This is a genomic window from Streptomyces lomondensis, assembly GCF_014651035.1.
Classification (GTDB): domain Bacteria; phylum Actinomycetota; class Actinomycetes; order Streptomycetales; family Streptomycetaceae; genus Streptomyces; species Streptomyces lomondensis.
In genome coordinates, this window is sequence record NZ_BMWC01000020.1 from 1 (window position 1) to 21,027 (window position 21,027).

At 71.2% G+C, this 21,027-nt stretch carries 20 protein-coding genes; 10 read left to right on the top strand and 10 right to left on the bottom strand.

From position 1 onward, the window contains the following. Positions 1–62 precede the first annotated feature (62 nt). From IE255_RS37105 to mce, 5 genes are all read right to left on the bottom strand, one after another. The gene (locus tag IE255_RS37105; RefSeq protein ID WP_190054837.1) at positions 63–833 is read right to left on the bottom strand and encodes an ABC transporter permease; all 771 of its coding nucleotides are present in this window, start codon (positions 831–833) and stop codon (positions 63–65) included. Between the two features lies 1 nt (position 834). Beyond that, positions 835–1,794: an ABC transporter ATP-binding protein gene (locus IE255_RS37110; RefSeq protein ID WP_190054838.1), complete on the bottom strand. Its 960-nt coding sequence runs from the start codon at positions 1,792–1,794 to the stop codon at positions 835–837. A gap of 85 nt (positions 1,795–1,879) precedes the next feature. Continuing rightward, the gene (locus IE255_RS37115; protein WP_190054839.1) at positions 1,880–2,815 is read right to left on the bottom strand and encodes a coiled-coil domain-containing protein; all 936 of its coding nucleotides are present in this window, start codon (positions 2,813–2,815) and stop codon (positions 1,880–1,882) included. Between the two features lie 183 nt (positions 2,816–2,998). Continuing rightward, a complete protein-coding gene (gene scy, locus IE255_RS37120) occupies positions 2,999–6,946 on the bottom strand; it encodes a polarized growth protein Scy (RefSeq protein WP_190054840.1) in 3,948 nt (1,315 codons plus the stop codon). 232 nt (positions 6,947–7,178) lie between these two features. After that, positions 7,179–7,619, bottom strand: a complete 441-nt coding sequence (mce, locus tag IE255_RS37125) for a methylmalonyl-CoA epimerase (protein WP_190054841.1) — start codon at positions 7,617–7,619, stop codon at positions 7,179–7,181. Positions 7,620–7,767: 148 nt separating this feature from the next. Between mce and IE255_RS37130 the strand changes: the two genes are divergently transcribed. After that, entirely contained in the window at positions 7,768–8,976 is a 1,209-nt protein-coding gene (locus IE255_RS37130; RefSeq protein ID WP_190054842.1) for an acetyl-CoA C-acetyltransferase, read from the top strand. A gap of 40 nt (positions 8,977–9,016) precedes the next feature. Beyond that, entirely contained in the window at positions 9,017–9,973 is a 957-nt protein-coding gene (meaB, locus tag IE255_RS37135; RefSeq protein ID WP_190054843.1) for a methylmalonyl Co-A mutase-associated GTPase MeaB, read from the top strand. Positions 9,974–10,311: 338 nt separating this feature from the next. On the opposite strand, the gene IE255_RS37140 is transcribed toward meaB, so the two are convergent. After that, complete coding sequence (locus IE255_RS37140; RefSeq protein WP_190054844.1) at positions 10,312–10,932, bottom strand: PepSY domain-containing protein; 621 nt, start codon at positions 10,930–10,932, stop codon at positions 10,312–10,314. 115 nt (positions 10,933–11,047) lie between these two features. On the opposite strand from IE255_RS37140, the gene IE255_RS37145 reads away from it, so the two are divergent. Both IE255_RS37145 and IE255_RS37150 read left to right on the top strand, forming a co-directional pair. After that, a complete protein-coding gene (locus IE255_RS37145) occupies positions 11,048–11,716 on the top strand; it encodes a response regulator transcription factor (protein ID WP_190054845.1) in 669 nt (222 codons plus the stop codon). After that, a complete protein-coding gene (locus IE255_RS37150) occupies positions 11,713–13,128 on the top strand; it encodes a sensor histidine kinase (protein WP_190054846.1) in 1,416 nt (471 codons plus the stop codon). The genes IE255_RS37145 and IE255_RS37150 overlap by 4 nt, the downstream gene beginning before the upstream one ends. A 10-nt stretch (positions 13,129–13,138) precedes the next feature. Here the strand turns inward: IE255_RS37150 and IE255_RS37155 are convergent, their stop codons facing one another. The 4 genes from IE255_RS37155 to IE255_RS37170 all read right to left on the bottom strand — a co-directional run bounded on the left by IE255_RS37155 (position 13,139) and on the right by IE255_RS37170 (position 15,813). Continuing rightward, positions 13,139–13,615 (bottom strand): MarR family winged helix-turn-helix transcriptional regulator, encoded by a 477-nt coding sequence (locus IE255_RS37155; RefSeq protein ID WP_190054847.1) that lies wholly within the window; start codon positions 13,613–13,615, stop codon positions 13,139–13,141. A 116-nt stretch (positions 13,616–13,731) separates the two neighbouring features. Next, positions 13,732–14,532, bottom strand: a complete 801-nt coding sequence (locus IE255_RS37160; RefSeq protein WP_190054848.1) for an AIM24 family protein — start codon at positions 14,530–14,532, stop codon at positions 13,732–13,734. Continuing rightward, complete coding sequence (locus IE255_RS37165) at positions 14,529–15,179, bottom strand: AIM24 family protein (protein WP_190054849.1); 651 nt, start codon at positions 15,177–15,179, stop codon at positions 14,529–14,531. Before IE255_RS37165 ends, IE255_RS37160 begins: the two co-directional genes overlap by 4 nt. A 1-nt stretch (position 15,180) precedes the next feature. Then, positions 15,181–15,813: an AIM24 family protein gene (locus tag IE255_RS37170; RefSeq protein WP_031105041.1), complete on the bottom strand. Its 633-nt coding sequence runs from the start codon at positions 15,811–15,813 to the stop codon at positions 15,181–15,183. Between the two features lie 185 nt (positions 15,814–15,998). Between IE255_RS37170 and IE255_RS37175 the strand changes: the two genes are divergently transcribed. From IE255_RS37175 to IE255_RS37200, 6 genes are all read left to right on the top strand, one after another. Next, complete coding sequence (locus IE255_RS37175) at positions 15,999–16,343, top strand: DUF3817 domain-containing protein (RefSeq protein ID WP_190054850.1); 345 nt, start codon at positions 15,999–16,001, stop codon at positions 16,341–16,343. Beyond that, positions 16,340–16,633, top strand: a complete 294-nt coding sequence (locus IE255_RS37180; protein WP_190054851.1) for an MTH1187 family thiamine-binding protein — start codon at positions 16,340–16,342, stop codon at positions 16,631–16,633. The genes IE255_RS37175 and IE255_RS37180 overlap by 4 nt, the downstream gene beginning before the upstream one ends. 230 nt (positions 16,634–16,863) lie before the next feature. Continuing rightward, positions 16,864–17,982 (top strand): SchA/CurD-like domain-containing protein, encoded by a 1,119-nt coding sequence (locus IE255_RS37185; protein ID WP_190054852.1) that lies wholly within the window; start codon positions 16,864–16,866, stop codon positions 17,980–17,982. 60 nt (positions 17,983–18,042) lie between these two features. Further along, a complete protein-coding gene (locus IE255_RS37190; RefSeq protein ID WP_190054853.1) occupies positions 18,043–18,507 on the top strand; it encodes a cupin domain-containing protein in 465 nt (154 codons plus the stop codon). Then, a complete protein-coding gene (locus IE255_RS37195) occupies positions 18,504–19,772 on the top strand; it encodes a beta-ketoacyl-[acyl-carrier-protein] synthase family protein (RefSeq protein WP_190054854.1) in 1,269 nt (422 codons plus the stop codon). The genes IE255_RS37190 and IE255_RS37195 overlap by 4 nt, the downstream gene beginning before the upstream one ends. Further along, a complete protein-coding gene (locus tag IE255_RS37200; RefSeq protein ID WP_190054855.1) occupies positions 19,769–21,019 on the top strand; it encodes a ketosynthase chain-length factor in 1,251 nt (416 codons plus the stop codon). Before IE255_RS37195 ends, IE255_RS37200 begins: the two co-directional genes overlap by 4 nt. Positions 21,020–21,027 lie beyond the last annotated feature (8 nt).

Below are 21,027 nucleotides of genomic sequence, written 5' to 3' on the forward strand. Positions count from 1 at the left end.
CGACAACGCGGCAGATGTGCGTGCCAGACCCCGCGTCTGCGGCGTGATCCAAACGACAGCCCCTAGGCGTCCCGCTTCTTCAGCAGCACATAGCCGCCGATCAGCGCCGCGAGCACCCACAGCCCCATGATCCCCAGGCCGCCCCAGGGCCCGTACGGAGTGTCGTCGTCGAGGGGCGGCACCACCTGCATGATCCTGCTGCCGGCCTGGTCGGGCAGGAACCGGCCGACCTTCTTCGTCGCGTCGACGTTGCCCAGGATGTTGGAGATCAGGAAGAAGAACGGCATCAGGATGCCCAGCGACAGCATCGGCGAGCGCAGCATCGTGGCGACGCCCATGGAGAACATCGCGATCAGGGCCATGTAGAGGCCGCCGCCGAACACGGCCCGCAGCACCCCCGGATCGCCGATGTCCGCCCGGTGCTCGCCGAGCATCGCCTGCCCCAGGAAGAAGGCGGCGAAGCTGGTGACGAGGCCGACCAGGAGGGCGAGCGCGGTGGCGACCGCGATCTTGCTGAACAGGAGGGAGCCGCGCTGCGGCACCGCGGCCAGCGAACTGCGGATCATGCCGGTGCTGTACTCGTTCGACACGACCAGCACCCCGAACACGATCATCGCCAGCTGGCCGAGGCTCATCCCCGCGAAGCTGATGAACGTCGGGTCGAACTCCGCCCGCTGCTGCGCGCCCATAGAGTCGAACTCGTTCTTCGACAGGGCCGAGATCAGCATGCCGAGGGCGACCGTCACGACCACCACCAGCGACAGTGTCCACACCGTGGACGCCACTGACCGGATCTTGGTCCACTCCGACCGTACGACCTGCGTAGCCGCCATGTCAGCCCCTCCCCCAGCCGTCGCCCCACTGCTGCGGTGGCGGCTCGGCGCTCGTCTCGCTGTGTGCGTGGTACTCCACCGACTCCGCCGTCAGCCGCATGAAGGCCTCCTCCAGCGACGCCTGTTGCGGGCTCAGCTCGTGCAGCGTGATCCGGTGCTGCGCCGCCAGCTCGCCGATCTGCTCGGCCTTGCCGCCGTCCACCTCCAGCACCCCGTCACCGCTCTCGACGACGACGATGCCGGCCTGGTGCAGCACGTCCAGCAGCCGCTCCCGCTGCGGTGTGCGGACCCGGACGTACGACCGTGAGTTCCGGTCGATGAAGTCGGCCATGGAGGTGTCCGCGAGCAGCCGCCCCTGCCCGATGACGACGAGATGATCGGCCGTCAGGGCCATCTCGCTCATCAGGTGGGAGGAGACGAACACGGTCCGGCCCTGCGCGGCGAGCGACTTCATCAGGGTGCGGATCCAGTGGATGCCCTCGGGGTCGAGGCCGTTGACCGGCTCGTCGAACATCAGGATCCGCGGGTCGCCGAGCAGCGCGGCCGCGATGCCGAGCCGCTGCCCCATGCCCATCGAGAAGCCCTTGGTCTTCTTCTTCGCGACCGCCGTCAGCCCGACCGTCTCCAGCACCTCGCCCACCCGCTGCTTCGGGATGCCGTTGCTCTGCGCGAGGCACAGCAGATGGTTGTAGGCGCTGCGCCCGCCGTGCCAGGCCTTGGCCTCCAGCAGGGCGCCGATGTACGTCAGCGGGTCCTTGAGCTGTTGGTAGTGCTTGCCGTCGATGCGGACGTCGCCGGCGGTCGGGTGGTCGAGACCCAGGATCATCCGCATGGTCGTGGACTTGCCGGCGCCGTTCGGTCCGAGGAAGCCGGTGACGATGCCCGGTCTGACGGTGAAGGACAGGTTGTTGACCGCCACCTTCTCGCCGTACCGCTTGGTCAGCCCCTCGAGCTCAATCATGCCGCCACGCTAGAACGGGACAAAGCCCTCTGCCACCCGAGCGGCAGAGGGCTTTGCGGAGATTCAGACTCCGTATGCCGGGCTGTTACCGGGACTGCTGGGCCGGGACCCCACGGGAGATCGGCTCGTCCTCGGCCGGCGTACCGGCGGCGGCCACCGCGGCGCCCGTGAGCGTCGCGAGCATCTCGCGGACGTTCGTCAGCTGGGCGTTGATGCTGTCGCGGCGGTTGGTGAGGGCGGCCAGCTCGCGCTCGGATTCCGAACGGATGCGGTCGGCCTTGGCGTTGGCGTCGGCCACGATGTCCTCGGCCTGGCGCTGAGCCGTCTCCACCGTCTGGCGGGCGCGGCGCTCGGCGTCCGTGCGCAGCTTCTCCGCCTCCAGGCGCAGCTGCTCGGCACGGTGCTCGATCTCGGCGAGGCGCTTCTCGGCCTTGGCCTGACGGGAGGCCAGGTCGCGCTCGGACTGCTCGCGGCGCTTGGCCAGATTCGTCTCGAAGTCGGCGGCGGCCTGCGCGGCCTTGGCGCGGGTCTCCTCGAAGAGGGCGTCCGCCTCCTCGCGCTTGGACTGCGCGTCCTTCTGCGCCTCGGCACGCAGCTGGGCCGCGTCGCTCTTGGCCTTCTCGACGATCCGCAGGCCCTCGTCCTCGGCCTTGGCCTTGCGCTCCGCGGAGTACGCCTCGGCGTCGTTGCGCACCTGCTGGGCGGCCGACTCGGCGAGTTCGCGGTGCTGTTCGGCCGCGCGCCGGGCCTCCTCGCGCAGGTCCTTCGCCTCTTCCTCGGCGAGGCGGAGGATCTTCTCCACGCGCGCGCCGAGGCCCGCGTAGGACGGCTCGGCGTCGCTGATCTGGGCCTGGGCGTTCTGCGTCTCGAGGTGGAGCTCCTCGATGCGCTTTTCCAGAGCGGTGATGCGGGCGAGAGCGCTGTCACGGTCGGAGACGAGCTTGGAGATACGTTCGTCCACCTGAGCGCGGTCGTACCCACGCCGCACAAGCTCGAAGCCGTAGGGGGAAGTGTCGCTCATGGGGTTCCTGTCGAATGAGACCGGTGAGGTGATAGGTGGAATCCTAGGGGCCGGAACGGTGTGTCATCGAGCGGATGCGCGTTTGGTCTGCAAAATGAGACCCCTTTTGGGTGGCTGACCGTCAGACTGCTTGCCAAAGACTTGGTCAAAGACCCCAGCACACACCGGATTCGCCCCGCTTCGCTAGCTTTCCGAGGACTTGCCACCCGAACGGGGTGCGCCGACCGCCGCGCCCGCCTTGACCCCGTTGTCCTTGGCCGTGGACGGGGCCTCGAAGGACTCCAACGCCTCCAGGACGTCCTGGACACGGGAGATCTCGGCATTGATGTCCTCGCGGCGGCGGACCAGGACCTCCAGCTCGCGCTTGCCCTCCTCGACCGTACGCTTGGCCTCGCGGATCGCCTCGGCCTTGAGCTCCTCGGCCTCCCGGACCAGCGTGGTCTTCTTCTGCTCGGCCTCCTTGAGCAGCCCCTCGGCCTTCTTCACGGCGGCGATACGGACCTTGCCCGCCTCGGAGTTGGCCTCCGACACGATCTCCTTGGCCTGCGCCTGCGCCTTCGCGAGCTGCTCCTCGGCGGCCTTGACGAGCGCGTCGCAGCGGTCGCCCGCCGACTTCATCGTCTCGGCCGACTCGCGGCGGGCCCGCTCGTGCAGCTCCTCGATCTCCGCCGTGATGCGGTCGCGCAGCTCCTCGGCCCGCTCCCGGATCTGCGTGGCGTCCCGGCGCGCGCCGACCAGCAGCTCGTCCGCGTCCGTACGGGCCTTCTCCACCAGCGAGTTGCCCTCGACCGTCGCCTCGGACACGATCCGGTCGGCCTCCGTACGGGCCGCGCCCACCATCGTGTCGGCCTGCGACTCGGCCTCCGCGGTGGTCTTGTGCGCCTGCTGCTGCGCCTCCGTGAGCAGCTTGTCCGCCTCGGCCGTGGTCTCCGAGATGAGCTTGTCGACCTGCTCGGCCGCCTCGGAGCGCCGCTTGTTGGCGTCCTTGCGGGCCTCGTCCAGCGTGCGGTCGGCCTCCTCGCGTGCCGACGCCACGAGCCGCTCCGCCTCCGCCTCCGCGTCGGCCTTGACGCGCTCGGCCTCGCTGCGGACCCGCTCGGCGTGCTGCTGGGCGGAGCCGACCGTCTCGGCGGCCTCGGCGCGCAGCCGCTCCGCCTCGCCGGTGGCCTCCCCGATCAGCTGGTCGGCCTTGGCGACCGACTCGGACCGCAGCCGCTCGGCCTCCGCGGCCGCCTCGGAACGGACGCGCTCCGCCTCGGAGATGGCCTCCGTACGGACCCGCTCGGCCTCGGTGACCGTCTCCATCCGCAGCCGGTCGGTCTCCTGGACCGTCTCGGTCGTGAGCCGCTCCGCCTCGCTGCGCGCCTCGGTGATGAGGGTGTCCGCCTGCGTCGCCGCGTCCGACCGGATGCGGTTGGCGTCCTCGCGGGCGTCCGCCCGGGTGCGCGCGGCGCTCTGCTCGGCCTCGGCGATGGTGTCCGACGCCTCCGTGCGCACCCGCTGGGCGTGCTCGGCGACCTCCGTGCGGATCCGCTCCGCCTCCGCGATCGCCTCGGACATCGTCCGCTCGGCGAGCGCCTTGGCGGCCTCGGACTCCTCGTGCGCCGCGCGCCGCAGCCGGCCCGCGTCCTCGCTCGCCCGCTCCCGCTCGGCGTAGGCGTCGGCGCGGACGCGGTCCGCCTCCTCCTGGGCCTCCCGCCGCGTACGGTCCGCCACGTGCTCCGCGGCGCTGCGCAGCCCGGCGATCTCCTCCTGGGCCTGCTCGTGCAGCCCCGCGACGGAGTCCCGGACCTGCTGCGCGTGCTGCTCGGCCGCCGACACCATCTCCGTGGCCCGCCGGTCGGCCTCCTCGACCAGCCGTACGGCCTCGGTCTGGGCCTCCTCCACGCGCTTGCGCGCCGAGGCCAGCAGCTCCTCGCTCTGCTCGCGGGCCCGCTCGCGCTCCTGGTCGGCCTCCTGCCGGGCGCTGCCGAGGAGTTCCTCGGCCTCGCGGCGGCGCCGGTTGGCCTCCTCCTGGGCGGCGGCCAGCGTCTCGGACGCCTCCGTGGCGAGCCGCTCGGCGGCGGCCTGGGCCTCCGCGCGCATCCGGTCGGCGCTCTCCTGCGCCTCCGACTTCAGCCGCTCGGCCTCGCTCGCGGCCTCCGAGCGCAGGCGTACGGCGACGGCCTCGCCCTCGGCGCGCGCCGCGGACGCGTCGGACGCGGCCTCGTCGCGCAGCCGTTCGGCCTCCGCCTCGGCCTGCTGCTGGAGCGTACGGATCCGCTCGGCGGCCTCGGCGCGCAGCCGCTCGTTCTCCTCGGCGGCCTCGCGGCGGATCCGCGCGGCCTCCTCCCGGGCGTCCGACAGCGCCTGCTCGGCGGCCGCCAGCCGCTCCTGGGCCTCGGTCTGGAGCCGCGTCAGCTCCTCGGCGGCCTCCGCGCGACGGGCCTCCATGGCCCGCTCGGTCTCCTCCTGCAGCTCCCGCGCCGCCCGCTCGGCGTCCGCCTTGAGGGACTCGGCCTGCTCGATGACCTCCTCGCGGTGCCGCTCGGCCTCCTGCCGGGTGCGCTGGAGGGTCTCCTCGGCCTGCCGGCGCAGGGTCGTCGCCCGCTCGATCGCCTCGGTGCGGACCTTCTCGCTGTCCGTCTGGGCGGTCGTGCGCAGCTCGTCCGCGTCGGCCTTGGCCTTGGCGAGCAGCTCCTCGGCGGACTTCGCCGCCTCCTCGATCTGCGCCACGGCCTCCTTGCGGGCCTCGGCGCGGATCTTCTCGCCCTCGTCGACCGCGTCGGCCCGCAGCTGCTCGGCCTCGCCGCGCAGCCGGCGGGCCTCCTCCTGCAGCTCGACCGTCTTGGCGCGGTACTCCTTGGTGTCGTCCTTCGCCGCGCCCTTGAGCTGCTCGGCGATGTCGTGCGCCTCGGCGCGCAGCCGGTCCGCCTCGGCCTCGGCCTCCTTGCGGATCCGCTCGGCCTCCTCGGCCGCGGCCTTGGTGGTCTTCTTGGCGTCCTCCGACGCCTTGTTGAGGACCTCCTCGGCGGTCCGGGCCGCCTTGGACAGCTGGGTCGCGGTCTCCTCGGCGGTGAGCGTACGGGCCTTCTCCGCGGCCTCCGCGACGATCTTCTCGGCCTCGGCGCGGGCGTCGGCGACGAGCTGCTCGGCCTCGGACTTGGTGTTCTCGGCCTCCTTCGTGGCCTCCTCGACCAGCCGGGCGACCTGCTCCTTGGCCGTGCGCGTGCGCGTCTCGTTCGCCGACTCGGCGCTCGCCAGGGCCTTGGCGGCGGCCTCCTTGGCCTCCGTGACCACCTTGTCCGCCTCGGCCTGCGCCTTGCGCAGCGCCTCCTCGGCCTCGGTCATCCGCTGCTCGGCGGCCTTGCTCAGCTCCTGGGCCCGGCGGCGCGCCGACTCCGACTCCGTGGCCGTGGACGTGCGCAGCTGCTCGGCGTGGTCGGTGGCCTCCTGGGCCTGTGTGGAGGCGGCGTTGAGCAGCCGCTCGGCGTCCGTGCGGGCGCGCCGCAGGATCTGCTCGGCCTCGGCGCGGGCCTCCTCGGCCGCGCCCGTCAGCCGCTGCCGGGCCTCGGTGGTCAGCCGCTCGGCCTCCGCACGGGCGGTGGCCAGGGCCTGCTCGGCCTCGGCGCGGGACTCCTCCAGCAGCCGGCGGGCCTGCTGCTCGGTGCGGGCCCGCAGCTGCTCCGCCCACGCCACGTTCTCGTTGACGTGCGACTCGACCGTCTGGCGGCGCTCGGCCAGTTCCTGGTCCAGCTGCTGGCGGCGGGTCACCGCCTCCTGGTGCAGCTCCGCCTGGAGGCGGGCCGCCTGCTCGGCGTGCTCCTGGAGGATCCGCTGGGTCTGAGCCCGGGCCTCGCTCAGCTCGCGGTCGGCGTCCGCGCGGATCTGGTCGGCCTGCATCTGCGCGTTGCGCAGCAACTGCTCGGCCTGCCAGCCGATGTCGCCCCCGTCGAAGGAGGGCCGGGACATGATGGTGCGCCGCGCCTCGTGCAGCTTGGCGCGCAGCACCTCGACCTGGTAGCCGAGGTCCTCGGCGTGCTGGATCGCCTTTTCCCGTTCGGTCTTCAGCCGCTTCATCTCGGCTTCGAACCGAGAGAGGTGGTCGACGTCAGCCGCCGGCTCTCGCTCCTGGCTCTCGTAGCCCCGCACTGCGCGGTCCCATCCGTCCCCTGGTCGCAACTCTTTCCGAACGAGCTCCGTCCATCCGCCGAACGGGGCCCCCGGGGAATGGTGTCAGATCATCGGCGGAGCACGGGCTGCTGCCCCGACGCTCTTCCCCCGAAACCCGGACCCCGGTGGTCCTGCCGTCGCACGGCGGGACCGCGGTCACCCTGGCTGAGCGGCGACCGCACCCAACCCTACCGGCCCCTATGTACGAGGGTCAGTGCTCAGGTGACTCAACAGGCGCCGAAGTGACCAGTTCTGTCAGTACGCCATGGCAGTCCTTGGGGTGCAGGAAGGTGATCCGTGACCCCATGGAGCCGCGTCGCGGCTCTTCGTAGAGCACGCGTACGCCCTTGTCCTTGATCTCCGCGGCGTCCCCGTCGACGTCCGCCGTGCCGAAGGCGATGTGGTGGACGCCCTCCCCGTTCTTCGCGAGCCACTTCGCGACGGTGGAGTCCTCGCGGGTCGGCTCCAGGAGCTGGAGGTACGAGGCGCCGCCGTCGGACGTGTCGTTGATCTTGAGCATGGCCTCGCGCACGCCCTGCTCCTCGTTGACCTCGGAGTGGAACACCTCGAAGCCGTAGGTGGCACGGTAGAACTCGACAGTCTTGTCGAGGTCGAAACAGGCGATCCCGATGTGGTCGATTCGCGTCAGCATGGATTCAGTGCAGCGCTCCGGCGGTGGTTACGCAACGTGCGCGCGATCACACCGACAGCCCGATGACGGCACGGAGTGCCACTCAGTACATTCGAAGTAAACCCTCGTTCACTCCTCGGCTGTGCAGCCGGTAAGGGGATCGCAGCTCATGACTTCTGGAACTTCTGGAGCGAACAGCTCGGTGATCGTCTCGGGCGCGCGTACGCCCATGGGACGGCTGCTGGGCTCGCTGAAGCCCTTCTCCGGAGCCGACCTCGGCGGCTTCGCGATCAAGGCCGCCCTCGACCGTGCGGGGATCGGCGGCGACCAGGTGCAGTACGTGATCATGGGCCAGGTGCTCCAGGCCGGGGCGGGGCAGATCCCGGCGCGCCAGGCCGCGGTCAAGGCGGGCATCCCGATGAACGTGCCGGCGCTGACCATCAACAAGGTGTGTCTGTCCGGGCTCGACGCGATCGCGCTCGCGGATCAGTTGATCCGCGCGGGTGAATTCGACGTGGTCGTCGCCGGCGGCCAGGAGTCCATGACCAACGCCCCGCACCTGCTGCCGAAGTCCCGTGAGGGCTTCAAGTACGGCGCGGTCCAGATGCTCGACGCCATGGCGTACGACGGGCTGACCGACTCCTTCGAGGGCGTCGCCATGGGCGAGTCGACGGAGAAGCACAACACGCGCCTCGGCATCGGCCGGGCCGAGCAGGACGAGATCGCCGCGCTGTCGCACCAGCGGGCCGCCGCCGCGCAGAAGAACGGCCTGTTCGAGGCCGAGATCACGCCGGTCGAGATCCCGCAGCGCAAGGGCGACCCGGTGCTGTTCAGCAAGGACGAGGGCATCCGGGGCGACACGACGGTGGAGTCGCTGGGCAAGTTGCGCCCCGCCTTCTCCAAGGACGGCACGATCACGGCCGGTTCCGCGTCGCAGATCTCCGACGGTGCCGCCGCCGTGGTCGTGATGAGCAAGGCCAAGGCGCAGGAGCTCGGCCTGGAGTGGATCGCCGAGATCGGGGCGCACGGGAACGTGGCCGGGCCGGACAACTCGCTCCAGTCCCAGCCGTCCAACGCGATCCTGCACGCGCTCAAGAAGGAGGGGCTGGAGGTCTCGGACCTCGACCTCATCGAGATCAACGAGGCGTTCGCGGCGGTTGCCGTGCAGTCGATGAAGGACCTCGGGGTGTCCACCGAAAAGGTGAATGTCAACGGCGGTGCCATTGCCCTGGGTCACCCGATCGGGATGTCCGGTGCGCGTCTCGTGCTGCATCTCGCGCTGGAGCTGAAGCGGCGGGGCGGTGGCGTGGGCGCGGCCGCGCTGTGCGGTGGCGGTGGTCAGGGTGACGCGCTGATCGTGCGGGTACCGAAGAGCTGAGCACCGGTTCTTGGACCTCCCTCACCCGAACGGAGCTGTGATGCAGGACGTCTCCACGCTGGTCGCCCAGGCCAGGGAGGGCCGGCCGCGGGCCGTGGCCCGGCTGATCTCCCTGGTGGAGGGGGCGTCCCCGCAGCTCAGGGAGGTCATGGCGGCGCTGGCGCCGTTGGCGGGCAACGCGTATGTGGTGGGGCTGACCGGGTCGCCCGGGGTCGGCAAGTCCACGTCGACCTCGGCGCTGGTCTCCGCGTACCGCAAGCAGGGCAAGCGGGTCGGCGTGCTCGCCGTCGACCCGTCGTCCCCGTTCTCGGGCGGTGCGCTGCTCGGGGACCGGGTGCGGATGTCGGAGCACGCGTCCGACCCGGGCGTGTACATCCGCTCCATGGCGACGCGCGGGCATCTGGGCGGGCTCGCGTGGGCCGCGCCGCAGGCCATCCGGGTGCTGGACGCCGCCGGGTGCGACGTGATCCTCGTCGAGACGGTGGGGGTCGGGCAGTCGGAGGTGGAGATCGCCTCGCAGGCGGACACGTCCGTCGTGCTGCTCGCGCCGGGGATGGGGGACGGGATCCAGGCGGCCAAGGCCGGGATCCTGGAGATCGGTGACGTGTACGTCGTGAACAAGGCCGACCGGGACGGGGCCGATGCGACGGCTCGCGAGCTGAACCACATGCTGGGGCTGGGGGAGGCGCGGGGGCCGGGTGACTGGCGTCCCCCGATCGTGAAGACGGTCGCCGCGCGCGGGGAGGGCATGGACGAGGTCGTCGAGGCGCTGGAGAAGCACCGGGCCTGGATGGAGGAGCGGGGGGTGCTCGCGGAGCGGCGGATGTCCCGGGCGGCGCGGGAGGTCGAGACGATCGCGGTGACGGCGCTGCGGGAGCGGATCGGGGACCTGCACGGGGATCGGCGCCTCGGGGCTCTGGCCGAGCGGATCGTGGCGGGGGAGCTGGATCCTTATCGGGCGGCTGATGAGCTGGTCGCGGGGTTGACGGAGGGCTGAGCGGCGGCCCGTGGCTGCTTCGGTGGGGGTGCGCGCCTTCGCCTGACGCCCGGTGTGGGTCGGGGCCGCGCCGGGGGGTGTCCGTCCTCGGAACGGCGCGATGGGGTGTCTTACCGACTGACTGGCGTTGACGCGCCAACCGCTGCGGGCGGACACCCCCCGACACGTCCCCTTGCGCCGTCCGGCGGCTGCGGGCGCGTCGTGGCTCACCCAGCTGCGGGCAGTCGTGCCGCTGGGGCGGCACCCGTCCCACAGAAGCGGCACCCCGCGGCGCCGGGTTGCGTAACGCCCCGGCGTCAGCACGGACGCCGGGGCGGTCGGAAACAGGCAGTGAGTGGTCAGTCCTGGTCGTCGTCCTGGTCGTCGGCGCGGTCCGCCGTGGTCTTGCCTGTCTTGAGGTCGATCTTCCAGTCCTGCTCGGCGCCGCCGGACTTGTGCGTCTCGGCCTCCCAGGACTTGTTCCTGCCGTCCTCGTCCAGGTCCACGGACGTCACCGTGCCCTTGCCGGCGGCAGCCTTCGCGGCCTCCTCGGCCGTCACGGAAGAGCCCTTCAGCGCCGCCCGCACCTGCGCCGTGTCGTCCTCGTCGTCGGCGTGCGAACCGAGGACCTTGCCGTTGGACGGGTCGACGCTCACGCTGTGCCAGGTGTTGTCACCGGACAGGACGTCGACCTTCCAGATCACCTTGTCGCTGTCGTCCTCGTCGTCCAGCTCCGCGGAGACGGCCGTGCCCGACGTGTGCTTCAGCGCGGAGGCGATGGCCTCGGACGCCGTCACATCGGCAGAAGCCACCCGCGTGTCGTCGTCGCGGTCGTCACGGCCGTCGTCGTCCGCCAGCCGGGTGTTCGCCGCCTGCCGCGCCGAGCCCTTGTCGTCTCCCGTGGTCGCGAGAGCCGTGGCCGTACCGCCTCCGATCAGAGCGGCAGCGGTCACAGCGGCGATCACGATGTTGCGCTTCATGCGGATTCCTCCCGAGTCGTTTCGTTTTCGACGTCTTCAATGTCGCCGACGGAGGCTGAGAGGAAGCTGAAGCCCCCTGAAGGGATCTTCAGGCTGGCTTTGCCACTCTTTACCCATGCGCCTGTTGATCGTGGAGGACGAGAAGCGGCTGGCCCTGTCGCTCGCCAGGGGCCTGACGGCCGAGGGGTACGCCGTGGACGTCGTCCACGACGGACGGGAGGGGCTGCACCAGGCCTCGGAAGGGACGTACGACCTGGTGATCCTCGACATCATGCTGCCGGGGCTCAACGGCTACCGGGTCTGCGCCGCCCTGCGCGCCGCCGGGCACGAGGTGCCGATCCTGATGCTGACCGCCAAGGACGGCGAGTACGACGAGGCCGAGGGGCTCGACACGGGCGCGGACGACTATCTGACCAAGCCGTTCTCGTATGTGGTGCTCGTCGCCCGGATCAAGGCGCTGCTGCGGCGGCGCGGGGTGGGCGCGGGGGCCTCGCCCGTGCATGTGCACGGGGATCTGAAGGTGGACACGGCTGCCCGGCGGGTCTTCCTGGGGGAGGAGGAGATCGCCCTCACCGCCAAGGAGTTCTCCGTGCTGGAGCAGCTCGTGCTGCGGGCCGGCGAGGTGGTGTCCAAGTCCGAGATCCTGGAGCACGTCTGGGACTTCGCGTACGAGGGTGATCCGAACATCGTCGAGGTGTACGTCAGCACCCTGCGGCGGAAGCTGCGGGCGGGGCTGATCCGGACCGTGCGCGGGGCCGGGTACCGGCTGGAAACCTCGCCGTGAGGCGGCTGTTCGGATCCGTCCGGGCGCGGGCCACGCTGGGTGCCACGCTGGTGGTCGCGGTGGCGCTCGTCGCGGCCGGGGCCGCCGTGCTGCTGTCGCTGCGGTCCAACCTGATGGGGGAGGCCGGCACCACGGCGGAGCGCTCCGCGCGGGCGGTCGCCTCCGAGCTCGCGGCCGGGACGGCGTACGACAAGCTGTCCGGGCTGGACGGGGACGTCGGGCCCGTGCAGGTGCTCGACGAGGACAGGCGGCTGGTCGCGGCCAGCGAGGACCTGGAGCGGATCAGCGGCACTGACAGTACGCAGGTGAAGCCGCAGCCGGCGGTGGCGCCGCGCGGGGACGACGATGACGAGGCCGACCCCGACGACGCGGGCGAGGCCCTCGAACCCGGGGAGATCGCCACGAAGAGCGTCTTCAGCAACGGGTCCGCGACGGTCGACGGCGACACGGAGGACTACCGGTACGCCGCGGTGGAGGTCGAGACGCACGACCGGGGGACCCTCAAGGTCTACGCCGGTGCCCCGCTGGCCGCCGAGCACGGGGCCGTGCGCACCGCGCTGACGGTGATGCTGATCGGGTTCCCGCTGCTGCTCGGCGTCGTCGCGGGCGTGACCTGGCTGGTCACCCGGCGGGCTCTGCGGCCCGTGGAGGGCATCCGGCGCGAGATGGCCGCGATCACCGCCTCCGAGGACCTCGCGCGGCGCGTCCCGGAGCCGGACACGCACGACGAGATCGCCCGGCTCGCCAGCACCACCAACGAGACGCTCGCGGCGCTGGAGACCTCCGTGGAGCGGCAGCGGCGCTTCGTCGCCGACGCCTCCCACGAGCTGCGCAGCCCGATCGCCTCGCTGCGGACGCAGCTGGAGGTGGCCGCCGCACACCCCGAGCTGCTGGACCTCGACGGGGCCGTGGAGGACACCGTACGGCTCCAGCGGCTGGCGGCCGATCTGCTGTTGCTCGCCCGGCTGGACGCGGGGGAGCGGCCGGGCGACGCGAAGGTCGACCTGGCCGGGCTGGCCCGGGAGGAGGCCGAGGGGCGGACGGGTGTGACCGTGGACGCGGAGCCGGTGGAGGTGGCCGGATCGCGGGGGCAGTTGGGGCGGGTGCTCGCCAATCTGCTCGACAACGCCCAGCGGCATGCCCGGACGGCCGTCACCGTGAGCGTGCGGCGGGAGGGGGACCGGGCCGTGGTCGGTGTGGCGGACGACGGGGAGGGCGTGCCCGAGGCCGACCGGGAGCGGATCTTCGAACGGTTCGTACGGCTGGACGCCGCCCGCAGCCGCGACGACGGGGGTGCCGGGCTGGGGCTCGCCATCGCCCGGGACGTGGCCGTACGGCACGGCGGCACGCTCACGGCCGGACAGGGACCCGCAGGCGGAGCCCTGTTCGAACTCCGCCTGCCGCTCGCCTAGAGAACTCCGGTTACGGGCGCCCGCGCTGGCCGCGCAGGTGCTCGGCGATGGGCTTGAGGGCCTTGTCGAGCTCCGTCAGGGCCTCGGGGGACAGCAGGTCGATGAAGTGCCTCCGCACGGACGCCACATGGTGGGGCGCGACCTTCCGCATCGTCGCCATGCCGTGCTCGGTGAGGACCGCGTAGAGCCCCCGGCGGTCGGACTCGCAGTTCTCCCGCCGGACCAGGTCCGCGTTCTCCATGCGCGTGATCTGGTGCGAGAGGCGGCTCTTGGACTGGAGGGTGGCGGAGGCGAGGTCGCTCATCCGCATCCGCAGGTCCTCCGACTCGGAGAGATTCACCAGGATCTCGTAGTCGTTCATTGTCAGGCCGAACGGCTGCAAGTCCTTCTCGAGCTGGTACGTCAACAGCCTGTTGACCTCCAGGTGGGTGCGCCAGGCGCACTGCTCCGCATCGGTCAGCCAGCGGGTGGCCGTCTCGGTCTCCATGAATGAAGTCTACCTAAAAGGTTGAAAGGCGAACTAGTGAGGGTTTTCGCGTGACGGCGCACACCTGCCGAACGTTGGTGCGCAGGCGTTCGATGTCACACTCCGCAGACTACCGCTCACAGCCCGAAGCGACGCTGGAGGTCGCCCAGCTGTCCGGGAAGGCGCGGTGCCCCGGACTGCCCTGCCTGGGGGCTGTGCGCCCCGCCGCCGGGCACGCCCGCCTGGTGCGGAACGGCCCCCGTGGCCTGCTCGGCCATCAGGGTCTCGGACGACTGGAGCAGTACCGTGCCGGCGCCGACGAACTCGAACTGGTGCTCCTCGCCGGAGGCCCCTCCGAGGCCCGTCAGCGCACGTAGACCGCCCATCACGCCGGTCATGTACCCGTGGTCGTAGTGGTGGCAGGGGGAGGGGCAGTCGGCCCAGCCGACCAGGGCCTGGGGGTCGACCCGGATCGGGGGTTCCATGAACACCACCGGGCCGTTCGAGGCGGCCACGAACTTTCCGGTTCCGATGAGCGTCAGAAAACCCGGCACGATTGATTGCTTCAGTGCCAGAGTTGGCTGAAAAGCGAGCAGATTGCCCGAGCGAATGGTCAGATTGCCGTCCTCGAGGTCGTACGAGTTCACGTCGAAGGCCCGGTCGGCGAGGAGCATCTTGCCCGAGCCCTCCGCCACGACCCAGTCGCTCGCGTGCAGAGGCGAATGGAAGGACGTGCGGACAAGGCGGTCCAGCCGGCCGTGTCCGACGCCGTTGAAGTCGATCGAGCCGTAGTAGGCGATCATCTTCCCCTTCTGCAGGAACCACTGGCTCCCCTTGAGCTCCACGCAGAAGGTGTAGGGGTTGACGTTGTCGTCGGGCGGCAGCGTCGCCGGGTCGAAGACCGCGGGGCCCGCGCCCGGGGTTCCGTACGTGCTCACAGCTTCTCCTCCGACGCCTGGACGTACACCGCACCGCTGCCGCTGAGCTCCAGCTGGAACGCCTCGCCCGAGCCGCGCCCCACCATGTCCCGCCAGCCCAGGGCTGCGGACAGCTTGTTGCGGACGTCGCCGTGGTGGGCGACGTAGGCCTGCGGGTCCACGTGCACCGGCCGCTGCGGGGTGATCGGGATCTCGATGACGCCGCCGTGGGCCATGACCGCGACGGCCCCGTGCCCCTTCAGCGTGGTCGTGAACAGTCCCTGGCCGCTGACCTGCCCCCGGACCATGCCCATGACGCCGCCCTGCGAGCCCAGGAACATCGTGCCCTGCTGGAGCGTGCCCTCGAAGGCCAGGAGGCGGTCGGCCTCCACGTACAGCGTGTCGCCGGCGAGCCGGATGACCTGGACGTGGTGCCCGCCGTGCCCGAAGAGGACCGTGCCGCTGCCCTCGACGGTCATCAGCGGCGTGTCCTCGTCGGCGACCCGGCGGCCGATCATCGACATGATCCCGCCCTGGCCGCCCGCCATGTTGGGCGTGAAGGACACCTCTCCCTTGTAGGCGAGCATCGCGCCGCGCTGGCTGAACAGCCGCTGCCCCGGCGCGACCGTCGCCTCGACCATCTTCGCGTTGATCTCCCGGAAGGCCATGTCACACGTCTCCCGCGATCGTGTTCCGCTCGCTCGGCTGCACGTACACCAGCCCGTCCCCCTCGAACCGCATCTGGAAGGCCTCGCCGCCGCCCTCCCCGAGCAGCGTGCGGAACGTCACACCGGACTGGAAGGACTGCCGCAGGTTGCCCTGGTGCGCCACGTACGCCCCCGGGTCGACGGTCAGCGGGTACTGCGCGCTCACCCGCAGCACCACCGCCGGGCCGTCCGACATGATCGCCGCCTGGCCGTGGCCCTCGACGGTCGTCGTGAACAGCCCGTTGCCCTGCGAGGCCCCACGCAGGCCGGTGAACTCCGTCCCCGTGCGCAGCCCGCCGTCGGTCGCGAGCAGGTTGCTCGACTCCACGTAGAGCTTGTCGCCCTGGATGCTGACCAGGTTGATCTCCGAGGCCCGGTCGGCGAACCAGCAGGTCCCCCGGCCCTTCACCTCCATCAACGTCATCTGCTCACCGGTCAGCCGCCGGGTCACCATGCCCCGGATGCCCTCGCCGCCGCCGCTGAGCTTCTTGAAGGCCATCTCGCCGTCGTACGCGACCATCGAGCCGTTCTTCGCCTTGACGGCGTCTCCGGTCATGTCGACGGCGAGCACCTTGCTGCTCTGAAGTCGGAACATCGCCACGTCTGCGAAGGTAGCCGCAGGCCGGGCGCTGCGGACAGGGCCCGTGGGTGGAGAACGACCCTGACCGCACCCCTAGGGGCCGGGGGCCCACAGCGGTTTGCCACAATGGGCGGGACGCTTGTGCGTGCGTTCACAAAGCGTCAGGCCGCAGCAAGACCGTCTCTCACCGAAGGTGACCCGTGGACCTCAAGACCGCCACCGCCATCCGCCGCCTCCGCCTGGTCTCGGCCCCCGAGGCGATCTCCTTCCTCCTCCTGCTGGTCTGCTCGGTGCTGAAGCGGACCACGGACTTCAACGCCGTGCCGGTGATGGGCATGGTGCACGGTGTCCTGTTCATCCTGTACGTGATCTTCTGGGCCGACGCGTGGAACCGGACCAAGTGGTCGGTGAAGACCGCCGCGCTGTACTTCGTCCTCTCGGTGCTGCCCGCCGGCGGGTTCTTCGCCGAGCGCAAGCTGCGGCGTGAGACCGAGGACGCGGTGATCGCGTCCCGGGCGCGCCAGGAAGGGGCCGTGAAGGCATGATCGTCGCCTTCTCCGTGACGCCGTTGGGGGTCGGTGAGGACGTGGGGGAGTACGTCGCCGACGCCGTGCGCGTGGTGCGCGAGTCGGGGCTGCCGAACCGTACCGACGCGATGTTCACGTCCGTCGAGGGGGAGTGGGACGAGGTCATGGACGTCGTCCGGCGCGCGGTGGCCGCCGTGGAGCGGCGGGCACCCCGGGTGTCCCTCGTCCTCAAGGCGGACATCCGGCCCGGGGTGACGGACGGGCTCACCTCCAAGGTGGAGACGGTGGAGCGGCACATCGCCGAGTAGGCCGCAAGGACCACAGCCCCGGCTCGTGACGAGCCGGGGCTGTGCTGTGCCGTGGCCAGGGCCGGATCCGCGCCGGAGCGGCTCGACCTGTGCACCGGGCAGTTCCCCCTGATGACCCGTGCGGCTCGCGGAGTCCGGCACACCGACCCACGATGAGGGCTCAGGGCCGACCGCCATCCCCCAGCCGGGCGCGGCGGCCGCCGTCTGCCCAGTAAAGGAAGGGCCTGCCGGTGAACACTTCGACGTACACCTCCCAGTCGGCGTTCGATGGTTCCAGGCTGCGCGTCATCCTGCTCGTCGATCTCCACGAAGGCGCCCAGCAACGGTTCCTCGACGCGTACGAGCACATGCGCAGCCGGGTCGCGTCGATTCCCGGTCATCTCGGTGACCAGCTGTGCCAGTCCGTGGAGAACCCGTCCCAGTGGCTCATCACGAGCGAATGGGCGACCGCGCCGCCGTATCTCGCCTGGGTGAACAGCGAGGAGCACCTGGAGACCGTCAGGCCCATGCAGGACTGCGTCCGGGACCTCCGGTCGATGCGTTACAGCATCGTCCGTGACACCGGGCGGGCCCTCCCGTCCACCGCCGGGACCGCTGACGGGGTCCAGGCGCCGGTGCGGGTGGGCGACGGAGTGACGCGCCACGCGCTGACGTTCACCGTCAAGCCCGGCTCCGAGTCGAAGGTCGCGGAGATCCTCGCCGGATACGCACCGCCTGAGGCCCGCGCCGACGACTCCACACGACTGCGCCGCACGACGTTGTTCATGCACGGCAACCGAGTCGTACGCACCGTCGAGGTGGAGGGCGATCTGCAGACGGCGCTGCGCCACGTCTCGCGTCAGCCGGAGGTGCGGGCCGTCGAGGAAGCCCTCAATCCGCACCTGGAACAGAGCAGGGATCTGACCGACCCCGCGTCGGCACGGACCTTCTTCGTCCGCGCGGCCATGCCGGCCGTACATCATGTGGCGCGCGGCGGACCGGAGCCGGCCGGTCTGCGGCGTCACGCCCTGTACTACCCGGCCCGTGAGGGCTGCGGGATGGCGCTGGCACGGCTGCTCGCCCAGCAGGACGAGACCGCCGCGGCCGACCCCGCCGGCCCCGTGTACCGCAGCACCGTCTTCCACCGGGACGACCTGGTCGTCCGTCTCATCGACACGCGGGATCCCGAGACCGATCCGGTCAGGGCGCTCGGCATGCACGGCGCGAGGAAGGCCGCCGTGCTGTCCCGCCTGCTCGACGGCGCCGCGCTCGGCGTCGAAGGACCGCTCTCCCTCGACCGGGACGCCACTCGCCTCCTGGCGCACGCCGACATGACGCTGATCACCGATCGCAGGGCTGCCCAGTCCTGACGATCCATGGACGACACGCGCCCATGGACAACACCCCACAGACCGATCTGGAGACGGACCATGAACAAGACGCGACCACGCATCGTGGATCTGAGCGAGACCGAGCCCAACCGCAAGCGTGGCGGAGACCTGCGCACCCTGCTCACGCCTCTCACGGTGGGTTCCACGAGCGGGTTCATGGGCCTGGCCATCATGCAGCCGGGTGAACGCATCAGCGAGCACTACCACCCGTACTCGGAGGAGTTCGTCTACGTCGTCCAGGGCGAGCTGGAAGTCGACCTGGACGACGCGACACACCCGATCAGCGCCGACCAGGGCCTCATGGTCCCCATCGGCATGCGGCACCGCTTCCGCAACGTCGGTGACGTCGAAGCCCGGATGGTCTTCCATCTCGGTCCGCTGGCTCCGAAGCCGAGCATGGGCCACGTCGACACGGAGGCCCTGGAGGGGAACGCGAGCGGCGAAACGTACCCGGCCGTGCAGGAGGACGGCGCGCGGCCCGAGCGACGCGGGGTGCCCTCGTGACCCGGCGGGTGGCGGTCACCGGCATCGGTGTCGTGGCCCCTGGCGGTATCGGGGTGCCGGCCTTCTGGGACCTCCTCTCGAGCGGCCGTACCGCGACGCGCGGCATCACGCTGTTCGATCCCGAGGGGCTGCGGTCACGTATCGCGGCCGAGTGCGACTTCGACCCGCTCGCGCACGGGCTCGATCCCGATGTGGTCGAACGCAGCGACCGGTACATACAGTTCGCCGTCGTCGCCGCGGCGGAGGCGGTGGCCGACTGCGGCATCGAGTTCGGCGCCGAGGACCCGTGGCGCGTGGCCGTCTCGCTCGGCAGCGCCGTGGGCGGCACCACCCGCCTGGAGCACGACTACGTCCTGGTCAGCGAGCGAGGGCAACGCTGGGACGTCGACCACCGCGCCGCCGGCCCGCAGCTGCACCGGGCCTTCTCGCCCAGCACCCTGGCGTCCGACGTCGCCGAGTACTTCGGCGCCCAGGGGCCGGTGCAGACCGTGTCGACCGGCTGCACCTCCGGACTCGACGCGGTGGGCTACGGCTTCCACATGATCGAGGACGGCCGCGCCGACATCTGCATCGCCGGAGCGTCCGACTCCCCGATCTCCCCCATCACCATGGCGTGCTTCGACGCCATCAGGGCGACATCGCCGAACAATGACGACCCGGAGCACGCCTCCCGGCCCTTCGACGCCCACCGCGACGGATTCGTCATGGGGGAGGGCTCCGCCGTGCTCGTCCTGGAGGAGCTCGAACACGCCCGTGCCCGCGGCGCGCACGTCTACTGCGAGATCGGCGGCTACGCCACCTTCGGCAACGCGTACCACATGACCGGACTGACCAGTGAGGGACTGGAGATGGCCAGGGCCATCGACACCGCGCTCGGGCAGGCCCGGCTGGATCCCTCACTCATCGACTACGTCAACGCGCACGGCTCGGGCACCCGCCAGAACGACCGTCACGAGACCGCCGCGGTCAAGCGGTCCCTGGGCGCCCATGCCTACGACACGCCCATGAGTTCGATCAAGTCCATGGTGGGCCACTCGCTCGGCGCGATCGGCGCGATCGAGGTCGTCGCCTGCGTGCTGGCCCTGGCCCACCAGGTGGTCCCGCCGACGGCGAACTACGAGACCCCGGACCCCGAGTGCGACCTGGACTACGTGCCGCGCACCGCGCGGCCGCGCAAACTCGCCAACGTGCTGTCCGTGGGCAGCGGATTCGGCGGGTTCCAGTCCGCGGTGCTCCTGACGGGGCCGGCCGGGAGGAAACGATGAGTGCTCAGCCGAACCGCCGCACCGCCATCACGGGGATCGGTGTGGTCGCGCCCAACGGACTGCAGACGGAGACCTACTGGAAGTCCGTCGAGGAGGGCCTGTCCGTACTCGACCGGGTCACCCGGGAGGGGTGCGGGCATCTTCCGCTCCGCGTCGCCGGCGAGGTCCGGGGATTCGACCCCACGGCACTCATCGAGGAGACCTTCCTCGTCCAGACCGACCGGTTCAGCCACTTCGCGATGGCCGCCGCCGGCGCGGCTCTGAAGGACGCGGGACTGAGCGATGCCGCCACCGACTCCCCGTACTCCGTCGGTGTCGTCACCGCCGCCGGATCCGGTGGCGGTGAGTTCGGCCAGCGGGAGCTGCAGAAGCTGTGGGGACAGGGGTCCCGGTTCGTCGGTCCCTACCAGTCCATCGCCTGGTTCTACGCGGCCAGCACGGGCCAGATATCCATCCGCAGCGGCTTCAAGGGCCCCTGCGGGGTGGTCGCGAGCGATGAGGCCGGCGGGCTGGACGCCGTCGCGCACGCCGCCCGGACCGTGGGGCGGGGAACCGACGTGGTCGTGGTCGGGGCGGCAGAAGCGCCGCTGGCTCCGTACTCGATGGTCTGCCAGCTCGGATACCCCGAACTCAGCACCGTCGAGGACCCGGCGCGGGCCTATCGGCCCTTCACCTCCGAGGCTTGCGGCTTCGTGCCGGCCGAGGGCGGTGCCGTGCTGGTCGTCGAGGACCTGGACCGCGCCCGCCGGCGCGACGCGGACGTCCGCGCCACCGTGGCGGGCCACGCGGCCACGTTCACCGGCGCCTCGCGCTGGGACCGCTCACGGGAGGGACTCGCCCATGCCATCCGCGGCGCCCTCGACGAGGCCGGCTGCGCACCGGAGGAGATCGACGTGGTCTTCGCCGACGCGATGGGTGTCCCGGAGGCGGACCGCGCCGAGGCCCTCGCCCTCGCCGACGCCCTCGGCCGGCACGGCACCCGCGTGCCCGTCACGGCTCCCAAGACCGGCATCGGGCGGTCCTACTGCGGGGCACCCCTGCTGGACGTCGCGGCCGCGGTGATGGCCATGGAAGAAGGGCGGATCCCGCCCACGCCCAACGTCGTCGACATCTGCCACGACATCGACCTGGTGACGTCGACGGCGCGCCCGGCCGAGCTGAGCACGGCCCTGGTCCTCAGCCGTGGACTCATGGGCTCGAACGCGGCGCTGGTACTGCGCCGCGCCCCGGGACCGGCCGCCCGGTGAAGCCCACA